The organism is Peribacillus sp. YIM B13477, assembly GCF_042787955.1.
In the GTDB taxonomy this organism is placed as follows: Bacteria; Bacillota; Bacilli; order Bacillales; family DSM-1321; genus Peribacillus; species Peribacillus frigoritolerans.
The window spans coordinates 792,464-817,735 of the sequence record NZ_JBHZPD010000001.1 but is presented as its reverse complement, the minus strand read 5'-3'; the positions used below and the strand labels follow the sequence as shown (position 1 = coordinate 817,735).

The 25,272-nt window shown below is 40.9% G+C and carries 20 protein-coding genes and 1 riboswitch; of the genes, 4 read left to right on the top strand and 16 right to left on the bottom strand.

The features are described 5' to 3' along the window. Positions 1-74: 74 nt before the first annotated feature. Complete coding sequence (locus tag ACFX4H_RS04095; protein ID WP_063590877.1) at positions 75-647, top strand: biotin transporter BioY; 573 nt, start codon at positions 75-77, stop codon at positions 645-647. Positions 648-911: 264 nt separating this feature from the next. Here the strand turns inward: ACFX4H_RS04095 and ACFX4H_RS04090 are convergent, their stop codons facing one another. Further along, entirely contained in the window at positions 912-1,397 is a 486-nt protein-coding gene (locus tag ACFX4H_RS04090) for a YusW family protein (RefSeq protein ID WP_377434072.1), read from the bottom strand. Positions 1,398-1,497: 100 nt separating this feature from the next. Further along, positions 1,498-2,142, bottom strand: coding sequence for a PAQR family membrane homeostasis protein TrhA (gene trhA, locus ACFX4H_RS04085; RefSeq protein WP_063575916.1), 645 nt, complete (start codon positions 2,140-2,142; stop codon positions 1,498-1,500). A gap of 160 nt (positions 2,143-2,302) precedes the next feature. On the opposite strand from trhA, the gene ACFX4H_RS04080 reads away from it, so the two are divergent. Beyond that, the gene (locus ACFX4H_RS04080) at positions 2,303-2,890 is read left to right on the top strand and encodes a DUF2087 domain-containing protein (protein WP_328138404.1); all 588 of its coding nucleotides are present in this window, start codon (positions 2,303-2,305) and stop codon (positions 2,888-2,890) included. A 59-nt stretch (positions 2,891-2,949) separates the two neighbouring features. On the opposite strand, the gene ACFX4H_RS04075 is transcribed toward ACFX4H_RS04080, so the two are convergent. From ACFX4H_RS04075 to ACFX4H_RS04065, 3 genes are all read right to left on the bottom strand, one after another. After that, positions 2,950-3,549: a cell wall hydrolase gene (locus tag ACFX4H_RS04075; RefSeq protein ID WP_052137268.1), complete on the bottom strand. Its 600-nt coding sequence runs from the start codon at positions 3,547-3,549 to the stop codon at positions 2,950-2,952. A 106-nt stretch (positions 3,550-3,655) separates the two neighbouring features. Beyond that, positions 3,656-4,231, bottom strand: coding sequence for a GNAT family N-acetyltransferase (locus ACFX4H_RS04070; protein WP_034311182.1), 576 nt, complete (start codon positions 4,229-4,231; stop codon positions 3,656-3,658). Between the two features lie 39 nt (positions 4,232-4,270). Next, positions 4,271-4,675 carry a secondary thiamine-phosphate synthase enzyme YjbQ gene (locus ACFX4H_RS04065; RefSeq protein ID WP_034307407.1) on the bottom strand — a complete coding sequence of 135 codons (405 nt, stop codon included), beginning with the start codon at positions 4,673-4,675 and terminating at the stop codon, positions 4,271-4,273. A gap of 186 nt (positions 4,676-4,861) precedes the next feature. Here ACFX4H_RS04065 and ACFX4H_RS04060 point away from each other — a divergent pair, with 186 nt between their 5' ends. Further along, entirely contained in the window at positions 4,862-5,230 is a 369-nt protein-coding gene (locus ACFX4H_RS04060) for a VOC family protein (RefSeq protein WP_034307409.1), read from the top strand. A gap of 44 nt (positions 5,231-5,274) precedes the next feature. Here the strand turns inward: ACFX4H_RS04060 and ACFX4H_RS04055 are convergent, their stop codons facing one another. The 11 genes from ACFX4H_RS04055 to ku form a co-directional block, all read right to left on the bottom strand. Then, a complete protein-coding gene (locus tag ACFX4H_RS04055; protein WP_034307411.1) occupies positions 5,275-7,167 on the bottom strand; it encodes a PTS fructose transporter subunit IIABC in 1,893 nt (630 codons plus the stop codon). Positions 7,168-7,171: 4 nt separating this feature from the next. Continuing rightward, positions 7,172-8,092 carry a 1-phosphofructokinase gene (gene pfkB / locus ACFX4H_RS04050; RefSeq protein ID WP_034307414.1) on the bottom strand — a complete coding sequence of 307 codons (921 nt, stop codon included), beginning with the start codon at positions 8,090-8,092 and terminating at the stop codon, positions 7,172-7,174. Beyond that, a complete protein-coding gene (locus ACFX4H_RS04045) occupies positions 8,092-8,844 on the bottom strand; it encodes a DeoR/GlpR family DNA-binding transcription regulator (RefSeq protein ID WP_034307416.1) in 753 nt (250 codons plus the stop codon). Before ACFX4H_RS04045 ends, pfkB begins: the two co-directional genes overlap by 1 nt. A 205-nt stretch (positions 8,845-9,049) precedes the next feature. Then, positions 9,050-10,327: a 2-oxoglutarate dehydrogenase complex dihydrolipoyllysine-residue succinyltransferase gene (gene odhB / locus ACFX4H_RS04040; RefSeq protein WP_063590870.1), complete on the bottom strand. Its 1,278-nt coding sequence runs from the start codon at positions 10,325-10,327 to the stop codon at positions 9,050-9,052. A gap of 1 nt (position 10,328) precedes the next feature. Beyond that, positions 10,329-13,181, bottom strand: a complete 2,853-nt coding sequence (locus ACFX4H_RS04035) for a 2-oxoglutarate dehydrogenase E1 component (RefSeq protein ID WP_241634136.1) — start codon at positions 13,179-13,181, stop codon at positions 10,329-10,331. A 374-nt stretch (positions 13,182-13,555) separates the two neighbouring features. Then, positions 13,556-14,323: a dioxygenase family protein gene (locus ACFX4H_RS04030; RefSeq protein ID WP_235568327.1), complete on the bottom strand. Its 768-nt coding sequence runs from the start codon at positions 14,321-14,323 to the stop codon at positions 13,556-13,558. Between the two features lie 77 nt (positions 14,324-14,400). Next, positions 14,401-15,168 carry a polysaccharide deacetylase family protein gene (locus ACFX4H_RS04025; RefSeq protein WP_328138400.1) on the bottom strand — a complete coding sequence of 256 codons (768 nt, stop codon included), beginning with the start codon at positions 15,166-15,168 and terminating at the stop codon, positions 14,401-14,403. Between the two features lie 104 nt (positions 15,169-15,272). Further along, on the bottom strand, positions 15,273-18,722 hold the full coding sequence (gene metH, locus ACFX4H_RS04020) for a methionine synthase (protein WP_377434065.1): 3,450 nt from the start codon (positions 18,720-18,722) through the stop codon (positions 15,273-15,275). Next, positions 18,715-20,562, bottom strand: a complete 1,848-nt coding sequence (locus ACFX4H_RS04015; RefSeq protein WP_249598229.1) for a bifunctional homocysteine S-methyltransferase/methylenetetrahydrofolate reductase — start codon at positions 20,560-20,562, stop codon at positions 18,715-18,717. The genes metH and ACFX4H_RS04015 overlap by 8 nt, the downstream gene beginning before the upstream one ends. A 102-nt stretch (positions 20,563-20,664) precedes the next feature. After that, positions 20,665-20,763, bottom strand: a riboswitch (SAM riboswitch). Between the two features lie 111 nt (positions 20,764-20,874). After that, positions 20,875-21,525, bottom strand: a complete 651-nt coding sequence (locus tag ACFX4H_RS04010; RefSeq protein WP_249598149.1) for an MOSC domain-containing protein — start codon at positions 21,523-21,525, stop codon at positions 20,875-20,877. Positions 21,526-22,015: 490 nt separating this feature from the next. Beyond that, positions 22,016-22,858 carry a non-homologous end joining protein Ku gene (gene ku / locus ACFX4H_RS04005; protein ID WP_034307432.1) on the bottom strand — a complete coding sequence of 281 codons (843 nt, stop codon included), beginning with the start codon at positions 22,856-22,858 and terminating at the stop codon, positions 22,016-22,018. Between the two features lie 151 nt (positions 22,859-23,009). Between ku and ligD the strand changes: the two genes are divergently transcribed. After that, positions 23,010-24,854 (top strand): DNA ligase D, encoded by a 1,845-nt coding sequence (gene ligD / locus ACFX4H_RS04000; protein WP_377434063.1) that lies wholly within the window; start codon positions 23,010-23,012, stop codon positions 24,852-24,854. Positions 24,855-25,272 lie beyond the last annotated feature (418 nt).

Sequence of the window (25,272 nt, the reverse complement as noted above, 5' to 3'; positions counted from 1 at the left end):
TGTTTACTTATCATATTAAAATTCTTTATATGTTAACTCGTTACATAACCAGGTTTACATTAGGGGGAAACACGATGAAGGAGCGTCATGAGAAATTAAGAATGATGATGGTTACAGCATTATTTGCAGCACTTATAGGAATACTTGCCCAAATTACAATTCCACTGCCCTTAGTTCCGATTACAGGACAGACTCTAGCTGTTGGACTGGCAGCAACGATACTGGGTTCACGTTATGGAACCTCTTCCGTTTTGTTATACTTGTTCATAGGGGCAGCGGGAGTTCCGGTTTTCGCTGAAATGTCTGGGGGACTAGCTAAGATATTCGGTCCGACTGGCGGTTATTTATTATCCTATATCCCGACAGTATATATAACGGGTCTGATATTGGAAAAAACCCGTTTCTCCGTAGCAATGGCTTTTGTTGCAAATACAATCGGGATGATAATTACTTTGGTAATCGGTACGGTTTGGTTAAAATATATGAGTTCATTATCTTGGCCAGTGGCATTCGCCAGCGGTTTTGCACCATTTATAATTGTAGGCGTTTTAAAGGCATTCCTTGCATCTTGGCTTGGCATCACGATCCGTTCAAGGTTAGCATCGGCTAATATGCTGCCTAAAAAAAATGCATCAATTTCCCAATGATGGGTATATGAAAGAGAGGATACCGCTTGTGGTATCCTCTCTTTTCTTATATATTCAACTTCCAGATCACTGCAAAAAAAAAAGACTCTTAAAAAAGAATCTTTTTTGCAAGTGTTTATTGCGGTCCTATCCCCATAAGTCCGAATATGAATAGCAAATGTATATTATCCCCTTTGCTAACCGTAATCATTTTACTATAGGAACAGTAATTTGACAACTATTGTCGGCACATATGAATATGTAGAATATAGTAACGTATTTTAGTTACTTATTATTCACTTTATATTCTTTTTTCGTACCATCTTCGAAAACGACCTCTAAATCAAATTCTTGATAGTCATCCTTCAAATTAAAAGCTTTTGTCACTTCTTGAATGACTTCCTCATCTGTTGAATCTTTAGTGAATGTCAATTTTTCTAGAATCGGGGTCAACTCTTTCATTGCTTCATCACCGTGAACTTCGTGTTTGTTAAGCTTGTCCTCGATTGAAGCTTCTGTTTGAGCTCCCATTGTATCATATTCAGCTTCGTATTCGTTATCATTGCCGGTATAATCCACTTCTAATTGAAAATCCTTATATGTGAAAGGCAGTTTTTCATTATTATCCATACCTGTTTCAGGATTATTTTCCGCTTGATTTTCATTTTCCTGAACCGGCGGGTTTTTCACTTCATCGTTTTCTTCGCCGCATCCAGCCAAAACAAGCATAGCGGCAAACGGCACTGATAATATTTTGATTGATCTTCTCATTAGTTTTTTCCTCCTTTAATTTGTATACCTTAATTATTTCCTGATCGGGGTCATTTAAAACCTCAACCACTCTCTCAAATACATCAAATCGATCAAGGGATCATTGTGGAAGGATATAAAACAATACCGCAAAAAAGTGTGTGGCAGTTCCCCCAAGCACGAATACATGCCAAACCGCGTGATGGAACGGAAAACCGCGCCAAACATAAAAGATGGCTCCAAACGTATAAAGCAATCCCCCTGCAATCAGTAGCTGGATACCCGCTGCAGGCATCGTAGCTGTAAGGGGTCCCCAAACGATAACGATCATCCACCCCATGGCAATATAAAGAATCGTCGAAAGAAAGAGGAATTTCTTCACATAGAAAGCTTTGAAGACGACGCCAATGATTGCAACTCCCCAAATGATACCCAGCAGGGTCCAGCCCAGTGACCCTTTGATCACAAGAAGCATGATGGGCGTGTATGTTCCTGCAATGAATATATATATGGCTGAATGATCAAAGATTTCAAAAATATCCTTTGTTTTACCTTCTGGAAAACTATGCACTAAAGTGGAAGAGACGTATAAAAGAAGCATGGAAACACCATATATGACCGAAATGACTACATTCCAAGGCGATCCTGTTTGGGCTGAGAATATGATTAAAAACACAAGTGCGGCAATGCTCAACAAAACGCCGACACCGTGGGTTATCGCATTGACCACTTCTTCTTTTCTTGTATAAACATGAGTATTGGCCATGTTACAGCTCCTTAATTCCGGATTAATTTTTTTGGTATTCCCCTAAAGTATACATCAGATCTTCCAAGCAATATAGAAAAGTGAATAGTAACTTGATTAACTGCCACTAATTAGATTATTATCTAATTAGATGTTAATCTAATTATAAGGGGGGGATAAAGTGCAATTAGAAAAATTGGTCGCTTTCCACAAGACGATTGGTGATGTGACAAGGATCAGGATAATATCCATCCTGGCAAACGGTCCAAAACACGGCCAGGCACTTGCAGGTTTACTAAAATTGACGCCTCCGACCATCTCACACCATTTAACGAAATTGAAAGACATTAATTTAGTGAAGGATCGGAGGGAAAAAAATACGGTCTATTATTTTTTGAATGAAGATGTCCTGAAGCATTATTCGTCAGCATTGCCTAAAATGGTTTCAACTAAGGGGGACTCCAATAAAATGGATAATCGAAAGCTGATTTTAGAACATAAAAAGATCCTTGAAAACTTTTATACGCCAGATGGTCGCCTAAAAACTTTACCAGCACAAAGAAAAAAGAAAATGATCGTTCTTCATCATATTGGAAGCCTTCTTGAAAAGGGACGTAAATATCCAGAAAAAGAACTGAATGAATTCATCCAGTCTTTCCATGATGATTATGCAACGATAAGACGTGAACTCATTATCGGAAGCATCATGTACCGCGAAAACAGCATTTATGAGCTGAATCCCCGCGAAATGTGGGCTGATATCGGTTAAACCATTCTAAAATAAAAGAACCGGCTCCCCATTTGGAAAGCCGGTTCTTGAGATGCAGTTTAGATGGCAAAATGGTGTCCACCGATAATTTTTATTACTTCTAATTGTTTCATCCATTCGCTGTCCGAAATACTAGGATTCCAAAAATACAAGGCATCATTTGTGTAGCCATGAATAGCCAATGCTTCATTGACAGCTCTCTTGGCATCATTTCCTGCCGGTTTGTTAATACTGCCATCACCAACAGGCGAGAATTGGTTTTTTTGATAAATCACTTCCCGGACCGTATCAGGGAATTCATTGCTATCAAGGCGATTCAAAACAACTCCCGCCACCTCGACCTTTCCTCTGTATGGTTCCCCTTTGGCTTCTGCATGCACAAGCCTTGCTAATAATTCTTTATCTTTATCATTCATTACATGCGGAATAATCAATGTTTTACCAGGTTCGGCAACATTATTTACGTTATGATTGACTTCTTTTAACTTACCGATCGGAACACCGTGCTGCTTTGCAATATCCCAAATCGATTCACCTTGTTTAATGACATGTTTAGTTGCCCCATCAGAAGCTTTACTTGTCGTTCCCTTAGGAAAAGCTATACCAAGTACGATGACACTTAGAGTCATTATCACGGATATTAATACTGATAATTTCATCCTGTTACCTCCTCGTTAAGCACCTTCCTAGGATAACAGACCATATGAGAGAAAACAGTGCTAAATTTTTTCCAAGGAAATGCAGGAAATATTTTCACGTTTCAATTTACCTTTGAAATTTTAATGATTCCCACTCTTCCCGCAGCATTCCCATTCTGATTGAATCATAATAATAACCATCATGATAGCGGCATTTTCTCATTCTTCCCTCTACTTGCATTCCTACCTTTTTCCCAACTGCAATCATACGTTCATTACCTGACCAAGTTGTAAGTCCAACCCGCTCAATCTCCAGGTTTTCGAATAAATACCCACTGAACATCATTAATGCTTCTGTCCCATGACCGCCATTCCAATACTGGGGATCAAAAATAGTAATTCCGATTTCAAGCCAGCGTGAAGGTTCATGTTCCCAGTAATATACAACAGATCCTATAATTTGATCGTCTTTTTCCATTAATAGCTCGGAGTAAGCCCCGATTTTTTCATCATAGGTTTTATGCTGCGTTTCTTTATCGATAAACGTATGGAAATCAATGAGTTCAAGAGGGAGATAAGGTGCATCCCACTTTTTCCATTCTGGATCGGCTTCGCCATATTTCAGGCTCCATAAACGTTTTAAATCAGCTTGTTTTACATTCCTCAATATGACTTTGCTACCTTCAATCCGAACATCGTCCAATCGGCTTCCTCCCACTTCATCCATGCTGTACCTTCCATTTTACAGGTCGACACATAATTTAATAAAATATTGCCTTTCTCTGGGACCATCGAATTCACAAAAATACACACCCTGCCAAGTACCAAGGACTAAGCTCCCTTTATGGATGATCACCTGTTGTGAAGAACCAACCGTACTTGATTTCAAGTGGGCAGCCGTGTTTCCTTCCATATGTAAATCCAATGTATGATTCCATGGGTATTGCTCATCCAGTCTTCTTAATATATCCTTTTTGACATCGGGGTCAGCATTTTCATTGATCGTGATCCCTGCAGTCGTATGTGGACAATATATAAGAGCTACCCCCTCTTGAATCCCCTTTTCCTTGATGAATGCCTGTACTTCTGTCGTAACATCAATCATATCATCCCTTTTCACCGTTTTTAAGGTATTTTTCTTCAGCATGTACATTCACTCCTATTATTCATTTTAATACTCCTTTACCCTTAAACATAAAAATTCATGCTTTCTTAAACCATTCACGACTAAAACATAAGAAAATCTTATCGATGTCAATTAAAAAAATAATCTATCCTTATTGATCTTTTTATTTTAAAATTGGATATATAAGGAATTGGGAGGAGTTGTAAGATGAACTTCATTTTTAAGTCAATCGACCATTACCAATTAGCATCTCCTAAAAATACCGAGGACCAATCAAGGAAGTTTTTCACTGAGATACTAATGTTCCGGGAAGTGAAAAAGCCTCTGTCATTAAGTTCCAATGGCGGGTTATGGTTCGAATCGGGATCGATCAAGATTCATGTCGGAACGGAGGATCATTTCATTCCCGCAAGAAAAGCGCATCCAGCACTTGAAGTTGAAAACCTCAACGAATTTAAACAACATTTAATGACTAAGCATATTTCTTTTACAGAAGATGGGAGGTTGCCCGGTGCGAACCGTATATATTTATCCGATCCCTTCGGCAACCGGATCGAAATATTGGAATGGAAATAATAAAAAGCGGGTCCATTTATCTCGGACCCGCTTTTGTCGTATATTTATTTTTGTTTCTTTTTCCAGATTCCCAATATTAAAGCGGTAATGAGGGCTCCTATTAAAATCGCCAGCAAATAGCGGAAAGGATGGTTGACAAGGGGGATGACGAATATACCCCCATGCGGCGCTGGCAATGTTACACTAAAAGCCATTGAAAGCGCTCCTGCCGTCGCTGACCCAATAACACTGCTGACAATAACCCGCAATGGATCCGCTGCCGCAAAAGGAATGGCTCCCTCTGTAATGAACGAAGCACCCATGAAGTAATTAGTGAAGCCGGATTTCCTTTCCATTTCACTGAATTTACTTTTAAAGAATGTAGTTGCAAGTGCGATTCCAAGAGGAGGAACCATTCCACCAGCCATAACTGCAGCATGCGGTCCGAAACTTGATGCTTCAATGGCTGCAATCCCAAAAGTGAATGCCGCTTTATTTAAGGGGCCACCCATATCCACAGCCATCATGCCCCCAAGAATCAAGCCGAGGAATATTGCGTTCGTGCCGGATAAGCCCTGCAGCCAATTGGTCAGGCCTGTGTTAATTGCAGTTACTGGTTCATTTACGAGAAATATCATGATAAACCCTGTAATTAACATCCCGAATACAGGATAGAGTAAAACCGGTTTAATGCCATCAAGTGTTTGCGGTAACTTGGAAAACAATTTTCTTAATAGTAAGACGACATAACCTGCAAGGAAACCGGCGATCAGTCCGCCAAGAAAACCGGCATTAGCCTGTGCTGCCAATAATCCCCCTACCATACCAGGGGCAAAACCTGGACGGTCGGCTATACTTGAAGCAATGAATCCTGCGAGTATTGGGACAAGTAAGAAGAAGGCTCCATTTCCCCCGCCAATATCACTTAATGCTTTGGCAATGGGATTATAATCCGGATTTGCCGGATCAGCTGCCTCGATTCCAAAAAAGAAAGAAAGCGCAATCAAGATTCCGCCCCCGACGACAAATGGAAGCATATTACTTACGCCATTCATTAAGTGCTTGTAAATCCCCAATCCTCCTTTAGCTGAATCACCTTCATCATTTTTATCCTTTCCAGTTCCTTTGTAAACAGGTGCATCCTGATTCACGGCTCTGGTTAACAGTTCTTCGGTCTTCCGGATCCCATGGGCAACAGGGACAATAATGACATGTTTTCCATTAAAACGATCCATTTCCACCTGCTTATCAGCCGCAACGATAATGGCATCCGCCTCTTCAATTTCTGCGGCGGTTAAACCATTTTTGATTCCAGTGGATCCATTTGTTTCCACTTTGAAATCGATTCCCATTTCCTTCGCTTTGGCCTTTAACGCATCGGCAGCCATATAAGTATGGGCAATTCCTGTTGGACAAGCTGTAACGGCAAGGATTTTACCTCCTTTATCGTTACCGCTGGCGCCATTACTCGATTGCTGCTCTTCACTTTCTTCTTCATAAGCTTCCATTTCTTTTTGATTGATTATCTCCAACACTTCCTCACCAGAAGAAGCAGAAATCAATCGGGCCCTGAATTTATCATCCATCAGTAACGAAGAAAGCCGGGAAAGAGTTTCCAAGTGATCTGCATTCGCTCCTTCACTGGCTGCAATCATAAAGAACAAATGGGCCGGCTGTCCATCAAGCGATTCATAATCTACACCACTGACCGATTTCCCGAAACAGATGGCAGGTATCTTTACAGCATTTGTTTTTGCATGCGGTATGGCTATCCCTTCACCAATCCCGGTTGTGCTTTGCTCTTCACGTTTTAAGATGGCAGCTTTGAAACCATCCACATCATTTAACCTGTCTGCCTCGGCTAACTTTCCTGATAGTTCATCAATGACTGCTTGCTTTGTAATACTTTGCAGATTGATTATGATTGTATCCAATTTTAACAAGTCTGTAATTTTCATAGAGTCAGCCTCCTGTTAGTTGATTGATAGCAATTTGCGGTAATAACTCTTCAATTTTATCCAATGTACCGAGATCGGATGAAAAGGCTGTAGCACTTCCTGCCGCAAGACTGAAGCGAAAAGCGGATAGAATATCCCCTGTCCTTTCATATGTCCCGATGAAACCTGCGACCATGGAATCACCTGCACCCACTGAGTTGATGACGTTCCCTTTTGGAACATTTGCGGAATATGATTCTCCACCCGAGCAAAGCACGGCACCCTGTCCCGCCATTGAGACAATAACGTTTTGTGCTCCTGCTTCAACCAATTTAGCGCCATATTCCCTAGCATCATCAATGGTACTTATTTCGGTGGAAAAAAGCTCACCCAGTTCATGATGATTGGGCTTTATTAAAAATGGCCGGTGTGGAAGGACATTCAGTAATTCCTTGCCACTCGTATCCACCACCACTTTAATGCCATTAAGGGTACAAGACCTTGCCATGGCTTCGTATACATCCGAAGGAACGCTTGGAGGGATGCTTCCTGACAAAATGAGGATATCATTATTGTTCAACTGTTCAATCTGACTAAATAATTGTTGATAATTCCCTTTTGAAATGACTGGCCCTTGGCTATTTATTTCGGTCTCAAGCCCTGTTTTCAATTTAATGTTAATTCTTGTATCTCCAGCTATTTCTGTAAAGTCCGTGAAAATCTCTTCCTGTCTTAAAAACCTTTTTACAAATTCACCTGTTTGTCCACCGATGAATCCTAACGCTGTTGTACTATTTCCCAGCCTTTTTAGCACACGGGAAACATTGATCCCTTTCCCTCCAGGAAATTTTGCATCATAACTGGTTCGATTCACCTTGCCCATTTGAAAGCTCTCCACTTCGACCAGGTAATCGATGGATGGATTAAGTGTCACTGTATAAATCATTAAATGGTCACGACCTTTACCTTTGGATTTTTTTGAAGGTGAGCAACAGCCTCTTCATCATTGCTGTCAGTAAGGATAATGGCATCGCTTACATCTGCCACCTTGGCGAAAGTAGCTTCATTAAGTTTTGAACTGTCAGCAAGCACGTAGGTCTCGTTAGAGAGACGTAATGCCATCTTCTTCAGCAGGGCTTCCTCAGGGTCGGGTGTTGTGAAACCCAATTCTTGATGGATGCCGTTCATTCCCAAGAAACATTTATCAAAACGGTATTCATTCAAAAACTGTACAGCATTACTTCCTATAATTGCATTTGTCGAAAACTTTATCGTTCCGCCAACTAACACTGTTTTGATTTCCAATTCGATGAGTTTTGGAATATGCATAAGACCATTTGTCAGCACCGTTATATTTTTATCTTTTAAATAAGGAATCATTTCGGCAGTTGTCGTGCCTGCATCAAGATATATACAATCATTTTTCTCTATGAATGAGGCCGCCAGCTTTGCTATAAGTTGTTTTTCAGCTCTTGCTTTGTATTGCTTTTCCATAGTTGTTGGCTCAAGGCCTTTCCTTTGCAGTAAAGAGGCCCCGCCATGCACGCGTTTCAAGAGCTTCATTTCTTCGAGTTGCACTAAATCTCTCCGAATGGTCGACTCCGAGGCTTGTAACTGATCTACAAGCTCCTGCAGCTTTACCGTTCCTTGTTCTTTAAGGATCGATAAGATGAACTGGTGCCTTTCAGTTGTCAACAATTCGCCCACCTCACTTTAATATCATCATCATATATGAAAACGAAGGAATAATCAATCATAAACGTTTAAAAATAATCAAATTCATCCAAAAATACATTCAAAAACATTCATTTTTATTAGTTATCTTTTTTTCTATGAAAATATCCTTTCTTGTTCAACAAAAAAAACCCCCATGTCAAGATGACAGGGGGGTAGTATTATTTTATTAGCCTTGAAGTAAAAGTTGTTCTGGATCTTCAAGCATATCTTTGATGGCCACCAAGAAACCAACAGCTTCTTTTCCGTCTACGATACGGTGATCATAAGATAATGCAAGGTACATCATTGGTCTGTTTTCGATTTGGTCTCCAACAGCGATTGGACGAGTCTTGATTGTATGCATGCCCAAGATCCCAACTTGAGGGGCATTCAAGATTGGTGTTGATAATAGGGAACCGAAAGTCCCTCCGTTAGTGATGGTAAAAGTACCACCTGATAAATCCGAAAGTCCCAGTTTGTTGTTACGCGCTTTAACAGCTAAATCCGAAATGTTCTTCTCGATTTCAGCAAAGCTTTTGCGGTCAGCATCCCTTACAACCGGAACGACAAGACCTTCATCAGTGGATACTGCTACACCGATATCATAAAAGTTCTTTTTCAGGATATGGTCGCCTTGGATTTCAGCATTCAATAACGGATATTTTTTCAATGCGCCAATGACCGCTTTAGTGAAGAATGACATGAAACCAAGTTTAACATCATTTGTTTTCACGAAAGAATCCTTATGGCGGTTACGCAATTCCATGACTGCAGAAAGATCGACTTCGTTAAAAGTTGTAAGCATGGCTGCTTCTGATTGTACTTGAACCAGACGTTTGGCAATGGTTTGACGACGGCGTGTCATCTTAACCACTTCAATGCGGTCATCATTCACTTCAACAGGAGCTGCTGCTTGTTTAGCTGCAGGAGCTTGTTTTGGAGCTGCCGCAGGTGCTGCAGGAGCTGCAGGTGCATTACTTGCTGCTTCTACGTCTTGTACACGTACACGACCTAGTGGATCTGCTACAGGCACTTGAGTCAAGTCAATTCCTTTTTCACGAGCCAATTTCCTTGCAGCTGGTGATGCAATAACTTGTTGAGTGGATGATGATTCTTTCGCTTCTGATTTAGGAGCCTCTTTAGCAGGAGCCGCTTGTTCAGCCTTAACTGGTTCTGCTTTAGCTTCTTCAACCTTAGGAGCTTCCGCTTTTGGAGCTGCTGCAGCTGATCCATTTTCATCAACGATGGCGATAGCCTGTCCGACTTGGACAGTATCGCCTTCTTCTGCTAAATGTTCAGAAAGTGTACCAGTATAATCTGAAATGATTTCAACGTTCACTTTATCCGTTTCAAGTTCAAGGACATATTCTCCTTTTTCAACGTGATCACCGGGTTGTTTTAACCATTGCGCAATAGATCCTTCAGAAATTGATTCTGCTAATTCAGGTACTTTTACTTCAGCCATTTTATTTCTCCCCCTCATTATTGCGTGTAATTGCTTGAGTCATAATCCGTTGTTGTTCATTTTTATGGACAAGTGGATCTCCCTCAGCCGGGCTTGATCTGCGCTTCCTTCCTAAATATGTTACTGAAAGGTTGCCAGGAGCCGCTGCATTTAGGCGAGGTTCAACAAATGTCCAAGCACCCATGTTTTTAGGTTCTTCTTGAGCCCAGAAGATTTCTTTAAGATTTGTATATTTTTTCAGGGCTTCTTGAACTCCAGTGAATGGGAATGGATAAATTTCTTCGATACTGATGATTTGCAACCAATCTGTATTTTTTTCAGTTGCCGCTTTTTCACGAAGTTCAACCGCCAATTTACCTGTTGCAAAAACAATGCGTTCAACCGATTTAGGTTTTTTGCCCAAAGCTTTGGTTTCTACGAATGATTCAAACGCGCCTTCACTGAATTCTTCTGTTGTAGAAGCCATCACCTGATTACGAAGCATACTCTTCGGTGTCATGATGACAAGCGGACGTACTTGTTCTTGATCCAAAATCTTAGCTTGTCTTCTAAGGATATGGAAGTATTGAGCTGCCGAACTTAAGTTAGCAACTGTCCAGTTGTTTTCAGCTGCTAATTGAAGGAAGCGTTCCAATCGTGCACTTGAGTGCTCTGGCCCTTGTCCTTCATAACCGTGTGGAAGCAGCATGACAAGACCTGATTTTTGACCCCATTTTGCACGGCCAGCAGCGATGAATTGGTCAAAGATTACTTGTGCTGTATTAGCGAAGTCACCGAATTGGCCTTCCCATAATACAAGTGTCTCAGGTGCAAAAACATTATAACCATATTCATAAGCCAGAACTGCCGTTTCCGTAAGCGGGCTGTTATGAACAGCGAATGAAGCTTTTGCAGTTTCAAGTGTGTGAAGTGGTGAATATGTTTTTCCATTAACACTATCATGTAACATGATATTACGTTGTGCGAATGTTCCACGCTCTGAATCTTGTCCAGTCAAACGGATTGGCGTGCCGTCACTTAAAATCGATGCAAAAGCCAATGTCTCGGCATGTGCCCAATCGATTTTTCCGTCAGGACCAAAGGAATCCAAGCGACGTGATAAGATCTTTCCTAATTTTTTATTAGGGGTGAATCCTTCCGGCCACTTAACAAGCTCTTCGTTAATTGTAACAAGTTCTTGTTTCGGAACTGCCGTTTCAATGGCTGGAAGTCCTTTTTCAATAATCCCAGGAGGATTACACTCTTTGGAAGCTTCCGGTTTATTTCCGGAAATTTTCGCATATGCATCTGCAAGCCTTGTATCCACTTGCTCAGCAATCGCTTTAACTTCAGCTTCAGTAAACTCGCCTGATTCAATAAGTTTTTTCCCATAAAGCTCTTTTACGGTTGGATGCTTATGGATTAATGCATACATTTCAGGTTGAGTCACCAATGGCTCATCCATTTCGTTATGGCCGAAACGTCTGTAACCGATCAGGTCGATCAAGAAATCCTTGTTGTATTTTTCACGATATAGGTTAGCAAGGTTCACAGCAGCCATACATGCTTCTGGATCATCTGCATTTACATGCACGATCGGCACTTCAAAGCCTTTTGCCAAATCACTAGCATATAAGGTTGAACGTGAATCTTCACTTTCCGTTGTAAAACCGATCATGTTATTGGCGATGATATGGATTGCGCCGCCAACTTGATAACCGCGTAAACGGCTTAAGTTAAACGTTTCAGGTACAATTCCTTCACCTGGGAATGCAGCATCACCATGAATCAGGATTGCAAGAGATTTGGAAATGTCTTGCACCGGGAATCCTTTTTCTGTACGGTCTTCTTGAGCCGCACGAGAATACCCTTCCACGATTGGACCGACTACTTCCAAGTGACTTGGGTTATTTGCAAGTGTAATCCTTGCTTTTTGTATATTAGCTTTAGTAATCTGTTTATCCAGACCTAAATGGTATTTAACATCACCTGTCCATCCATTGTTAATGCCTGTCGAACCTTCGGAAGGAACCAAATCTTTATTCGGTGAATGTTGGAATTCAGAGAAAATGACCTCATAAGGCTTTCCTAATACATGTGCAAGCACATTCAAACGTCCACGGTGAGCCATGGCAATATTCACATTACCCGTTCCGTTTTGGACAGTTTGTGAAATCATTTCATCTAAAATCGGAACCATAGCATCCAGTCCTTCAATTGAGAAACGTTTTTGCCCTACATATGTGCGGTGAAGGAATTTCTCGAAACCTTCAACTTCATTCAATCGTTTAAGTAATAGTTCTCTTTTCTCTTTTCCCACTTCCGGGAACATGTTTCCAGATTCGACCATATCAGTAAGCCATTGCTTTTCATCCAAGTCATTAACATGATGAAATTCAAAGGCTATCGTTTTTGTATAGAGTTGTTTTAGGTATTGTACGGCTTCGTATCCGTCTTTCACGTCTTCAGGTGATTCCGGACAAATAAAGTCAGCCGGTATTTTCCTTAAATCATCTGCAGTCAAGCCATATTTTTCAAAGTGAATTTGTTCAGTGTCCAGAGCTTCTTCTTTTAAAGGATAAATATTTGCAGCAAGATGCCCGTATGCACGGATATTTTCAGCTAACTTCACTGCAGACATAATTTTCTTCATTGGAAGAACTTCTCCAGTTTGTACAGTTGATGCACTTACAGTCGTTGTTTCTGCCGATACATCGAATGAAGGAGGACCTGCTACTTCAAAAAAGTTTTTCAGTTCCGGATCCACTTCTTCCGGGTTGGCTAGAAATAAATCGTATTGCTCCATGACATACCCAAGGTTTGGACCCGAAAAAGCTTTCCAGTGGTCTAATACCTTAGAATCATTGATGGTCATTTTGTAAACCCCCAAATTTTTCTCATAATTTTTTTCATTCCGTTTTATCCATCCCCAATTTCTTTCTTCTAATTTTCCCCAAATATATGATATATATAAGATATATAATAAATAACTTTGGTTATTGAATAATAAAATTTTAAAGGATAAAACGTTTTCAGATGTTATATTAACATGTTTTTGTCGAAATATCCAAAGGTTAAACCACTTTATACAACCTTTTTTCAACTATATTTCTGCTTAATTCGTCAAAAATCGCTTTTAACTGTCTTTTTTGCTCATTTAAGTCTTTTTTTCGCTAAAAAAAGATTTTTGTATTTTTGTATAATGATTATTTTTCAGGTAAATTTAACTAGTTTGAAAACCCTTTCACCTCACTCAAACTTCCAAGCTGTTAAACTTAGATTGCCATATTGAAAGCTTCTGTGCAGAAGAGCCGCTTTTTTATTGTCATCCCCTGAGCCCATTGCGATGACCAATGGAATGAAATGCTCTTTGGAAGGCACAGCCTCTGTACTGTAAGGGGCGATATTTTCATAATTGAACAAAGATTGCAAATCCCATTTCATGATTTTTTCTTCGACCCAGTTCTCAAACTCGATTGCCCATCCCTCTGCAACATGCATATCTTCCTGAATATGTGTGAAATTATGGACAATTCCACCGCTTCCTATGATCAGGACATTATTTTCCTTTAATTCCCTCAATGCTTTCCCAATTTCATACTGCTTGTCCAATGGCAGCGAAGGACTAATGGACATAGATACGGTCGGGATATCAGCTTCTGGGTACATGATATGCAAAAGCCCCCATGCCCCATGATCCAGGGGGCGCCTTTCATCAAGTTCCCCCAATACATCTATCCTGGACAATAAGGTTAAAATTCGATCTGACAGCTCCAGGCATCCCCTCGCAGGATAAGTTATTTGAAATATTTCTTCAGGAAATCCAGCAAAATCGTAAATGACTTCATGCTTCCCCACTGCAGAAATCATTTGATCTTCATTTTCCCAATGTGCTGACAAAATGACGATGGCAGCAGGTTTCTTCATAGTTTGCATATACTCCTTCAAAAAAAGAGTATAGCTATTCTTTTCCAAAGCTAATAGCGGTGTTCCATGTGATAAAAACAATGATGGCATCATAGAGACGATAAATCCTTTCGCATGTAATCTCAATATCCTATACCTTAATTTACTATAGTTAAACAATGTGTTCATCAATTAAATTGCATTTTCGGTGTAGTCTCATCAATAGTATCAAAGGTATATCCTTCTTTTTTAAGGAATTCAATTATATCGGGCAACGCTTTCACTGTATTTTTCATACTATTGATATCATGCAATAAGATATTAACATGCTTTTGATTTTTCGTCCCTTTTTGTACAGCAGAAATGATTTGTTGTTCACTTATTGACGGACTGAAGCCATCTGTCGAGTCAATGGACCAATCAAAATAAATATACCCTTTTTCCTTTAGTTGTTGAAGGATTCCATTGATGATTGGTTTCGTTGACGTCTGATGCCGCAGCCGATTATTCGAGCCGCCAGGAAGGCGCACAATACGGCTTTTTATCCCATACTCCTCTTGCAGCATGGTTTCAAGCCTATTCAAATCTTGAAAGAAACTCTCAGTCGACCGATAAACGATGGAATAATCATGTGTATAAGAATGAAGGGCTATCGAATGACCGCGGGATATCATTTCCTGATAACATCTCTTTGCGTATGGTTCTTCGTTACCCTTAACGAAAAATGTGGCCTTAACATGATAGCGGTCCAAAATATTCAATATCTCCATGGTATTCAAGGATGGTCCGTCATCGAAGGTCAAATAGGCGATTTTCTGATTCGCCTTACTTTTTAGCAACGGTGTCATCTCTTCAGGAACCACTGCATGTACTTGAATGTTTTGCACATCCACATCAGAAAAAATAATAATGAGAGAACTCGCCATGACAAGAATTAATTTTAGCATCTTCTTCATAGGTGCTGCATCCCCTTCCTTTTGACCATTAAGGTGTACCAGTTAAGGGGTTTCATGCGCAATAAGGCAGCGGTAAAAAATACCGCTGCCTTTATTAAATGAAGTTATCGATCGACATTAAAGTAACGAGCTTCAGGATGTGCAAAAACAATGGCTGAAACGGAAGCCTCTGGTTCCATCATGCATCCTTCAGTCAATTCCACGCCGATATCTTGAGGTTGCAACAGGCGGAATAGCTTCTCCTGGTCTTCCAGATTAGGACAAGCAGGATAACCAAATGAAAACCTTTGCCCGGTGTACTTAGCTGCAAACCGCTCTTTCATGGACATATCAATCGGATCGCTTATACCTAAATCATCCCGCATTAATTGATGAATTCTTTCCGCGAACCCTTCAGCTGTTTCAAGAGCAAGTGATTGAAGGGCATGATTTTTCAAGAAATCACCTTCAAGCTTCAGTTTTTCTGCCCATTTTCTGATTCCTTTTCCGGCAGTGACCAGGAAGAAACCAACATAATCCATTTGCCCGGAGGAAATCGGTTTTGCGAAGTCCGCTAAACAAAGATGCGGATTCGTATCTTGCCGGGGGAAATCGAAAGTTTCCAAAACCTCATGATGATTGTCCGGGTTGTATATAAATAGCTTATCTCCTTCGCTTTGAGCAGGGAAAAATTGATAAACTGCATTCAAACCGTAATCCGGTTCCGTCTTTAGGAATTCGATCAATTCGTCAACGAGATCATTGAGCTGCACTGCTTTTTCATTCCCTTGCTTAAGCAATTCGGTAACTTTGCCTTTTAACCCCAAATGATGACCAATCAGCATTTGCCTATTTATATATGGCTGGACGACATCCAATGGATAGTTTTTCAGGACGTGTCGTTTAATGTCACGCGGTGTTTGAACAGGAACATCGCTTAAAGGAGCCGCTGTGGACTGCTTACGAACAGGTTTTTCCAATGTGGCAGCAATGGCGGCATTCGCTTTCGATCTTTCTCGTTTCTCGATCAACTCTTCCAAGTACACCACTTTTTTGTCGGCGTCATGTAAAATATTCGTTACCGCCAAACCATCCATCGCATCTTTGGAATATAAAACCGGCCCTTCATATTCAGGTGAAATTTTAAAATCGGTGAATTTACGGGATAATGCTGCCCCTCCAACTAAAATTGGGGTATCTATTCCCGCTTGCCTTAAATCCTGCGCGGTTAAAACCATTTGCTGTGCAGATTTGACAAGTAATCCAGATAGGCCAATGATGGTTGGCTCATGTTTTCGAACCTCTTCAATGATTTGTTGCGGTGCGACCTTTATTCCCAAATCAATGACTTCATAGCCGTTATTGGAAAGGATGATATCCACTAGGTTTTTCCCGATATCATGCACATCTCCCTTGACGGTCGCCAACAGGATTTTCCCTTTCTTAGCACTATCTTCAGAGTTTTCCATAAGTGGTTCAAGGTGAGCTACAGCCGCCTTCATCGCTTCAGCACTCTGGAGCACCTCTGCGACAATAAGTTGGTTGTCATTGAACAGCCGCCCCACTTCACTCATCCCATCCATCAATGGTCCATTGATGATTTCCAATGGGGTATCACCACGCTCTATCGCTTCATTTAAATCATCAATCAATCCTTCTTTCGTTCCTTCGATAATATAGTTACCTAGACGTTCGTCCAATGGCAGGATCACACCGTTATCCTTCTTCTCCGCTTTTTTTCCACGATAAAATTCGGTGAAAATCGCTAAAGTTTCAGTTGAAGTCTCAAACAGGAGTGCCTCCGCCAATTTCACTTCCTCTTCCGGTATCAAGGCGAAACGTTCAAGTTTTTCTGTATTCACGATAGCATAATCGAGACCCGCTTTTGTACAATGGTAAAGGAAAACGGCATTTAATATTTCCCTTCCCCTCGCCGGCAGACCGAAAGAAACGTTGGAAATTCCAAGTATCGTTAGGCATTCCGGAAACTTTTCTTTAATCGCCTTTATTCCATTCACCGTCTCCAATGCAGATCCAATATATTGTTCATCCCCGGTGCCTACAGGAAATACCAGCGGATCAAAAATGATGTCATTTTTGTTTAGACCGTACTTATTGACGAGCAAATCCACAGACCGCGTAGCCACTTCCAATTTCCGTTCAGCATCGACGGCCATCCCAATTTCATCAATGGTTCCTACGACAACGGCTGCACCATATTGATGGACTAAGGGTACTATTTTTTCAAAGCGCTCTTCACCATCTTCAAGGTTTATGGAATTTATGATCGATTTTCCTTGTGAATGTTTTAATGCTTGTTCAAGTACGATTTCATCCGTAGTGTCGATGACCAATGGGACTTTCACTTTTTTGACGACCTCTTCTACAAATTCCTTCATGTCGCCAAGCTCATCCCCATCAGGATCGGCAAGACAGATATCAATGACATGGGCACCTTTCTTTACCTGGTTACGTGCAATTTCGGCAGCTGGCTCGTAATGCTTTCCACGTATCAGCTCCTTGAATTTTCGGGAACCGATAACATTCGTTCTCTCCCCTACGAATAAAGGACGCATTGAATCATCATAAATTAGCGGCTCTATCCCTGATACGGCATGACCATGGGCAGCTTCCATAATCGTACGGGGCTTCATGCCTTCGAGTACCCTGGAAAGTTCTTTAATATGTTCTGGTGTCGTGCCACAACATCCGCCAATGATATTGACCCATCCCTTTTCGGCAAATTGCTTCATTTTCTCTGCCAGCGATGTAGGTGATTCATGATAGTGGCCTTCTTCATCAGGGAGCCCGGCATTCGGATAACAGCTGATGGCGCTATTTGATATATCTGCAAGTGTCCTGATATGGTCAATCATGAATTCCGGCCCTGTTGCACAATTAAGGCCGACAGCTACGGGCTTCATATGTTCAACCGATAAATAAAAAGCTTCTATGGACTGGCCGGCAAGTGTCGTGCCCATCGGTTCGATTGTTCCTGATATGATGACAGGCACATTTTTTCCCGTTTTAGCGAATGCTGCTTTGATTCCAGAAAAGGCAGCCTTGACATTAAGCATATCCTGACAGGTTTCCACCAACAGCAAGTCTACCCCGCCATCCAAGAGACCCAGTGCCTGCTCTTCATAAGAATCTGTTAAAACATCAAAAGTCGTTCCGCCCGTTACGGAAAGCGTTTTTGTAGTGGGGCCCATCGAGCCAGCTACATATCTTGGCCATTCATCATTGGAATACTTTTCACAAGCTTTAACGGCAAGCTCAGCTGAAATTTTATTTAGCTTGTAGGCAATCGTACTTATTTGGTATTCCTCAAGGACGATGCTGGTCGCTCCAAAGGTATTTGTTTCTATGATATCTGCGCCCGCTGCTAAATATTTTTCATGAATGGATTGGATGATTTCCGGTTGCGTCAGTGATAAATATTCATTGCAGCCCTCGAATTGTTCCCCGCCAAAATCGTCTGCTGTCAAATTCTCCGCTTGAAGCATCGTTCCCATCGCCCCATCAAGTAGGAGAATCTTAGAATTTAACTGATCTTGAATCGCTTTTTTATTCATGTACTGCCACCTCTGATGTCTGTTTACTATCGACTTTTCTAATATATTTCGTTAGTTCCGCCGTCATTTCATAGCGAAGGAATGGAGTGATTAAATATATGCCCTTGAATTTTTCCCTAGCCGCGTCCACCAATTCCCGCGCGATATTCACCCCTTCAATCCTTGACTTTACAGGGTCATCCCCCGCTAGAGCCATGGCCCTTCTAACATTATCAGGCAATTTGATGCCTGGGATCTCATTATGGATGAATTCGGCGTTCCGGGTGCTTGTTAAGGGCATGATACCGATGAAAATCGGGGTTTCTAGATGTTTTGTCGCTTGATATACTTCTTCGATTTGCTCTACGGAATAAATTGGCTGTGTCAAAAAGGATTGAGCACCGCAGGCAATCTTCTTTTCCATTCTCAGTACGGCTTTATCCAGATATTTCACATTGGGATTAAAAGCTGCCGCAATTTTAAAATTTGCCCGTTGACCCAAACTTTGACCGGAATAGGAAAGACCTTCATTAAATTGTTTGACCATGCTTATCAGGTCAAAGGAAGATAAATCATAAACCGAAGTGGCACCCGGGAAGTCCCCAATTTTTGAAGGGTCTCCGGTGATGATCAATATTTCGTTCAGCCCTACCGTCTGCAGACCCATTAAATGTGACTGCAGGCCAATCAAATTTCGATCACGGCATGTTATATGCACCATCGGATTTATATTCAATTGGTTCTTCAGTAAATTAGCAAGTGCATCATTGGATATCCTTGGTGAGGCAAGTGAATTATCCGCTAATGTAATGGAATCGACCCCTGCTTTTTTCAAAACCTCAGCACCAGTCATGAAGCTCTCTATCCCTAGCTTTTTCGGTGGATCAAGCTCAACAAGAATCGTCCGTTCCGTTTTAGCCTTTTCGTAAAGGGGAAGTTCCAATTCCCTATCGTTCACCTCAATTACTTCTATTTCACGGGATTTCGTGAATTTCTCTTTCACGGGAGCCAAACTTCCAATTGCATGCTTTACAGCTTGAATATGCAGTGGAGTCGTTCCACAGCACCCTCCTATGATCGCGGCGCCTTGCTCTCGAAGTTCCAGGGCACTAGAACCGAAATATTCCGGTACAGCTTTATAAACGAGCCTCCCATCGACATAATCCGGCAGGCTGGCGTTAGGGTAAATGGCAATCGATGCTTGCTTTGGCAAACTCACTTCTTCCAAGGCCCGAATCATATGATGTGGTCCGAGGCGGCAATTCACACCAACCACATCGGCACCCAATTGCTCGAGTTTTTGAAAGGCTTCATTTAAATGGATTCCATTTTGAAGATTACCCAGTTCATGCATCGAGACATTTGCGATAATCGGCAGTCCGGTTTCATTTTTAACGATTTGCAGGACGGTTTCCAGTTCTTCCAGGTCATAAAATGTTTCCAGGAGAATCCCATCAGGATTTTCCATCAACAGACTGTATAGCTGTTCACGAAAACCCCGTTTTATCTCTTCCATGCTTAAATCCGATTTCCTGATGCTCCGCTGTGCCCCTATGGTACCGAAGACGTATGCCTTCCCTTTTGCCGCTTTTTTAGCTAGAATGACTCCCTGGCGATTGATTCTGCTCACTTCATCTTCAAGTCCATACCGCTTCAATTTATTGAAATTGGCTCCGTATGTATTCGATTGAAGGATATCTGCACCAGCTTCCAGATAGGCTCGATGGATGGACTCTATTTGATCTGGGTTCGTGCAGTTTAATTCCTCATAACATTGATCAATGCCATTAGAGTAAAGCAAGGTCCCCATTGCCCCTTCCCCAACCAGCATTCTTTCTTTTAATTCTTTACGAAAATTCATCATTACACCCTCTCTCAAAAACAATCCTGTTTTTGTCGTATTCTATGAGTATGAGAGAAAAGGAAAAAAACCTTCTCAAAGAAGAAGGTTTTTGAAACATTCTCCTCATCTATCAAGCTCTGCTTGCTGGATTTAGCACCTTTGCCTAAGCTGGTTGCTGAGGTTTCTTCGGGCCAGTCCCTCCACCTCTCTCGATAAGATCCATTTATATAATTTTCATAAGATTTCAAAATTTGATTATATTTAATTTACAATAATAGTCTGTCAATTTCAATACCTGATCGACATTTTTTTCACTTTTGCAAAAATCATTCAATCTTTTGCTGCTTGAACCCTCTTCAAGATCCTTTGTTTCCAGTCTTCCGCTAACCAGTCTAGTGTAAGTAACGCCTTAGCACCATCCAGCCCATCCCGTTTATGAAGGATGACCTCTGCTGCGTAATGGACAGAAATTTTTTCTTGTAGACGATCTATCAACACAATCTCGTTTTGTTTATTTATCGTTCCTTCTTGAAGTACTCTTGCAAAATAACCAGTGAAACTCGTTTTCAGCACGTGTTCCAAAAACTTAGGTTCTTGATTGAAGAGGGAAATGGTCGAACAAGGTATCCTCCCTTGGTTAATTTGAACAATCACATCGCCTATTTGATAAATATCGCCGATATACGTTGTTTCTTCCTTCATCCCCGCTATAGTTAAATTTTCACCAAATGCAGGGATATCCAGCTTTTTAGAGAATTTTTCATTCCATAATGAATAATGCTCAAATGGATAAAAGCACAAGGCCCGATCAGGACCTCCATGGAACTTTACATTACCGACACCATCACCGATTATGCCAGCTTTAGTAACTTTCAAATTATCCTGTGCTTGTTTATCCATGGCTGAAAAGATATCGATATTCGAAAAAATTTCATGTTTCGGCTTCCCCGCATGTAGTGATTTGATTTTTCCATTTTCCATTTTGCATCTTCCATTCATATTAAATTTATATCGTCCTATATGTATAAATTATACTAAAAATCCATTTTATTCAGTACCTTTTTATATGTATTTGAAATGAAAAAGCCATATGTGGCGTTAATGGGCGAAATATCATTGATTTCCAGAAAAATTCATAGGTTAGTTTCAGTAATTTAGTTGCTATTTCAGAATTAAATATGGTAGAATATGAACACAATATATAGTCGAAAACTACAACCGTTCGCCTATATGTTGATTTTCACGATTGAATTCCTCATTGTCGCTCTTTAGGGAGCGAATTTTTTTTGCGTTCGTTAATATCCACTAATTTCCTGTAATTCCATTCAGTTTCTTGCATTGTGATCGACTCACCTATTTGTACTTTCCTCCCCTCTTTATCAAGACCTTTTCATCTTATTAGAAGCCTGATTCCTTGCAAAAACAAGCAGAAAGCCGAGCGACATCATTCGTCTTCCGCTCAGCTTCCTGTTTACGCTTGTTTCTTTTTTTTCGGTGCCGCTTTCTTTCGGGTCGTCTTTTTCTTTTCCGGTTCATCATGTTTTGTACGGTCTATGGATGCTTGTAATGCCTCCATTAAATCGGTTACATTGTTGGAAACTGGTTCTTTTGTTTTCGCTGTAACCGTCGTCTGTCCCGTTTTCTTCGATTCAATCAATTCTAGTAACGCGGTTCGATAGTCATCGGTGTATTTCGTCGGATCGAATGTGGTCGTTAATTGATCTATCAATAATACGGCAGTATCGATTTCTTTTTTTACAATGGTATCATTGGCAGGGATATTCGGAACATCCGCTGTGGAGCGGACTTCATCCGGATAATGAATCGTTTCCATGACCAAGGTATTATCAACGACTCGAATTACCGCCATTTGTTCTTTGGAGCGAATGATGATTTTTGCCAACCCAACCTTATTCGATTCCTTGAGGGCCTGCCTCAAAAGGGAATAAGCTTTTATCCCCCCGTCATTTGGGGACATGTAATAACTCCGGTTAAAATAAATGGGATCTATTTCTTCAATTTTAACGAAATCCACGATTTCCACGGCTTTTTCTTCGTTTTGTTTTTTCAGTTGTTCTAGTTCATTGTCTTCCAATACAACAAACTTTCCCTTTGTATACTCAAAAGCGCGGACTATATCATCCTTCCCCACTTCTTTCTCGCATACTGGACAAACCTTCTCGTATTTAATCGGTGTATGACATTCCTTATGCAACGTCCTTAAAGATATATCCTTATCCTCCGTTGCAGCATGAAGTTTGATCGGAATGTTCACCAAACCGAATGATATGCTCCCCTTCCACATCGTATGCATATTCGTCACCTCATAACTTATTTTTGATGAGAAGAACAATTTTATTATTCCCCTTTGTTCAAAAAAAACCGAAAAAAACAATTGCCAACTCTAACACTTCGTTTTTTTGGCAAAATAATGTTATCAATTATTTGCGGAGGTAAATACAAAAATGAAACCGATGCTGCCTACCTATTACCCTGAAGCCCCCAACTCCAAGGATTGGCGTTATGAAGTCAAATATGACGGCTTTAGGGCTATTTTAACGATAGACTCCGATACCATAAGCATTTCGAGTCGGAATGAAAAGGAATTATCACCTCAATTCCCAGAAATCATAGCTTACATCAAAGACCTGGACCTGGAAGATTATCTCCCGCTTCAGTTAGATGGAGAATTGGTCTGGCTTACGAATCAGGCGAAAGCGGACTTTTTTCAAATACAGTGGCGAGGACGCCTTGGGAAACAATCCTTAATTTCAGAAAATGCCCGTTTTTCCCCATGTCGGTTTATAGCGTTTGACCTGCTTCGCATCAGCGGAAAAGACGTAGCAGATAAACCTATGGTGGAACGAAGGGAATTGATGTTGAATATGGGGGAAAAACTCGGTCTTCCTACTCCTGATCCCAACGATAAGGCTTTGATACAATTAATAGAGAGTTTTGACGTTTTGGATATTGCCTTGAATAAGGTCACCTTGTTAGATGGCGAAGGGATTGTCGCCAAGGAAATTCGGGGTGCTTGGCAAGAAGGAAGACGTACAACATCTTGGATTAAGGTGAAAAATTGGAAAACCGTTTCTTGTTTCATCACAGCATTGCACAAAGAAAATGGCTACGTTTCCCTTGCAGTATTCAAAGAAGGTGCCGTAACGAAAATCGGAAGTGTCAAAAATGGACTGAGTGCTAGAGATAAAAGTATATTGCATCAATTGATCAAGCAAAATGCATCAGACGAAGACGCACAATTTTATTATATCCATCCATCCATTTGCATTGAAGTTCAATTTTTACACGTATATGAGGAAAATGAATTGCGTGAACCTCAGTTTTCGCAGTGGCTTTTACAAACTTCCCCCGACGAATGTACCTGGGAGAAATTCGTGCTAGGGCAATATACATTTCCAGAGACTGTACAAATAACTTCCAGGGATAAACCGCTTTGGAAAACAGAAGGTAAACAGGTGGTAAAAGTAGAATATCTTCATTATTTACGGGAGGTTTCAGCTTTCTTCTTACCATTCTTGAAGGATAAGCTTCTTACAACGATCCGCTATCCTCATGGAACTTTGGATAAAGAAAGATTTTTCCAAAAAAACAAACCTGATTATGCGCCGGACTTTATTAAAACGTTCATGGATGAGGATATCGAGTATATGCTGTGTAACGACATTGAAACTCTACTTTGGTTTGGTAATCAACTTGCATTGGAATTTCATGCCCCATTTCAGAAAGCCGGTAAAACAAGACCCGACGAAATCGTCCTGGACTTGGATCCTCCTTCCATCGAATATTTCTCCTTTGCGGTAAAGGCTGCACAGGAAATAAAAAAGGTGATGGAATCATTAAGGATAAAAGCTTTTGTAAAAACCTCAGGTAACAAAGGACTGCAGATTCACATCCCTCTGCCTGAAGACACATTTACTTATCAGGAGACACGCATATTCACTGACTTTCTCGGTGATTATTTAACAAGTTCCCACCCGAATGATTTTACAACGGAAAGAATGAAAATAAATCGGCATAATCGACTTTACTTGGACTTTGTGCAGCATAGTGAAGGAAAAACCATCATTCTTCCTTATTCCCCACGGGGAAATTCTTTCGCTGGTGTGGCTACACCTTTGTTTTGGGAGGAAGTGAACGAAAGTCTCCAGTTAAAGGACTTTACGATTGAAACCATACCAAACAGAATAAAAAGGGACGGGTGTGCGTTTATGGATTACCGACTGGTGGATAATGGACCAGCCTTTTTGGAAGTATTGTCGTTCCTAAAACAAAAAAAGACCAATAACTAATTGGTAAGATGGAAATTTTCCCCAGAAACGCGCTTTCCGCGGGCGGTTTTTGCTTTGATGCAGCTTGCAGACAGTCGAGCGGTTAGGGAGCGGACTTCTGAAGTTAACTCGAACATTTTTTTGAAGGTTAGTAATTCTGATTGTTGATTGGAACGTAGGGCACTCGCTTTCCGCGGGCGGTCCGCCCTCGGCGCTCTTGCGCCTGTGGGGTCTCCCTTGGACTCGCTTTTCCCGCAGGAGTCTCGCGCCTTCCGTTCCTATCAACTTTGTGTATTAAAAGAAAAAACTGCTGGTTCGTCTTATTCCGAATCCTATTTAAGACTAGTTTATCCTTCAGTTTTTTTCCTGTAATCCTTAATGGATGGAAGAAATTTGCGACACTCCTGCCGAATAACTGGCTAGTCGAGACCCCACAGAC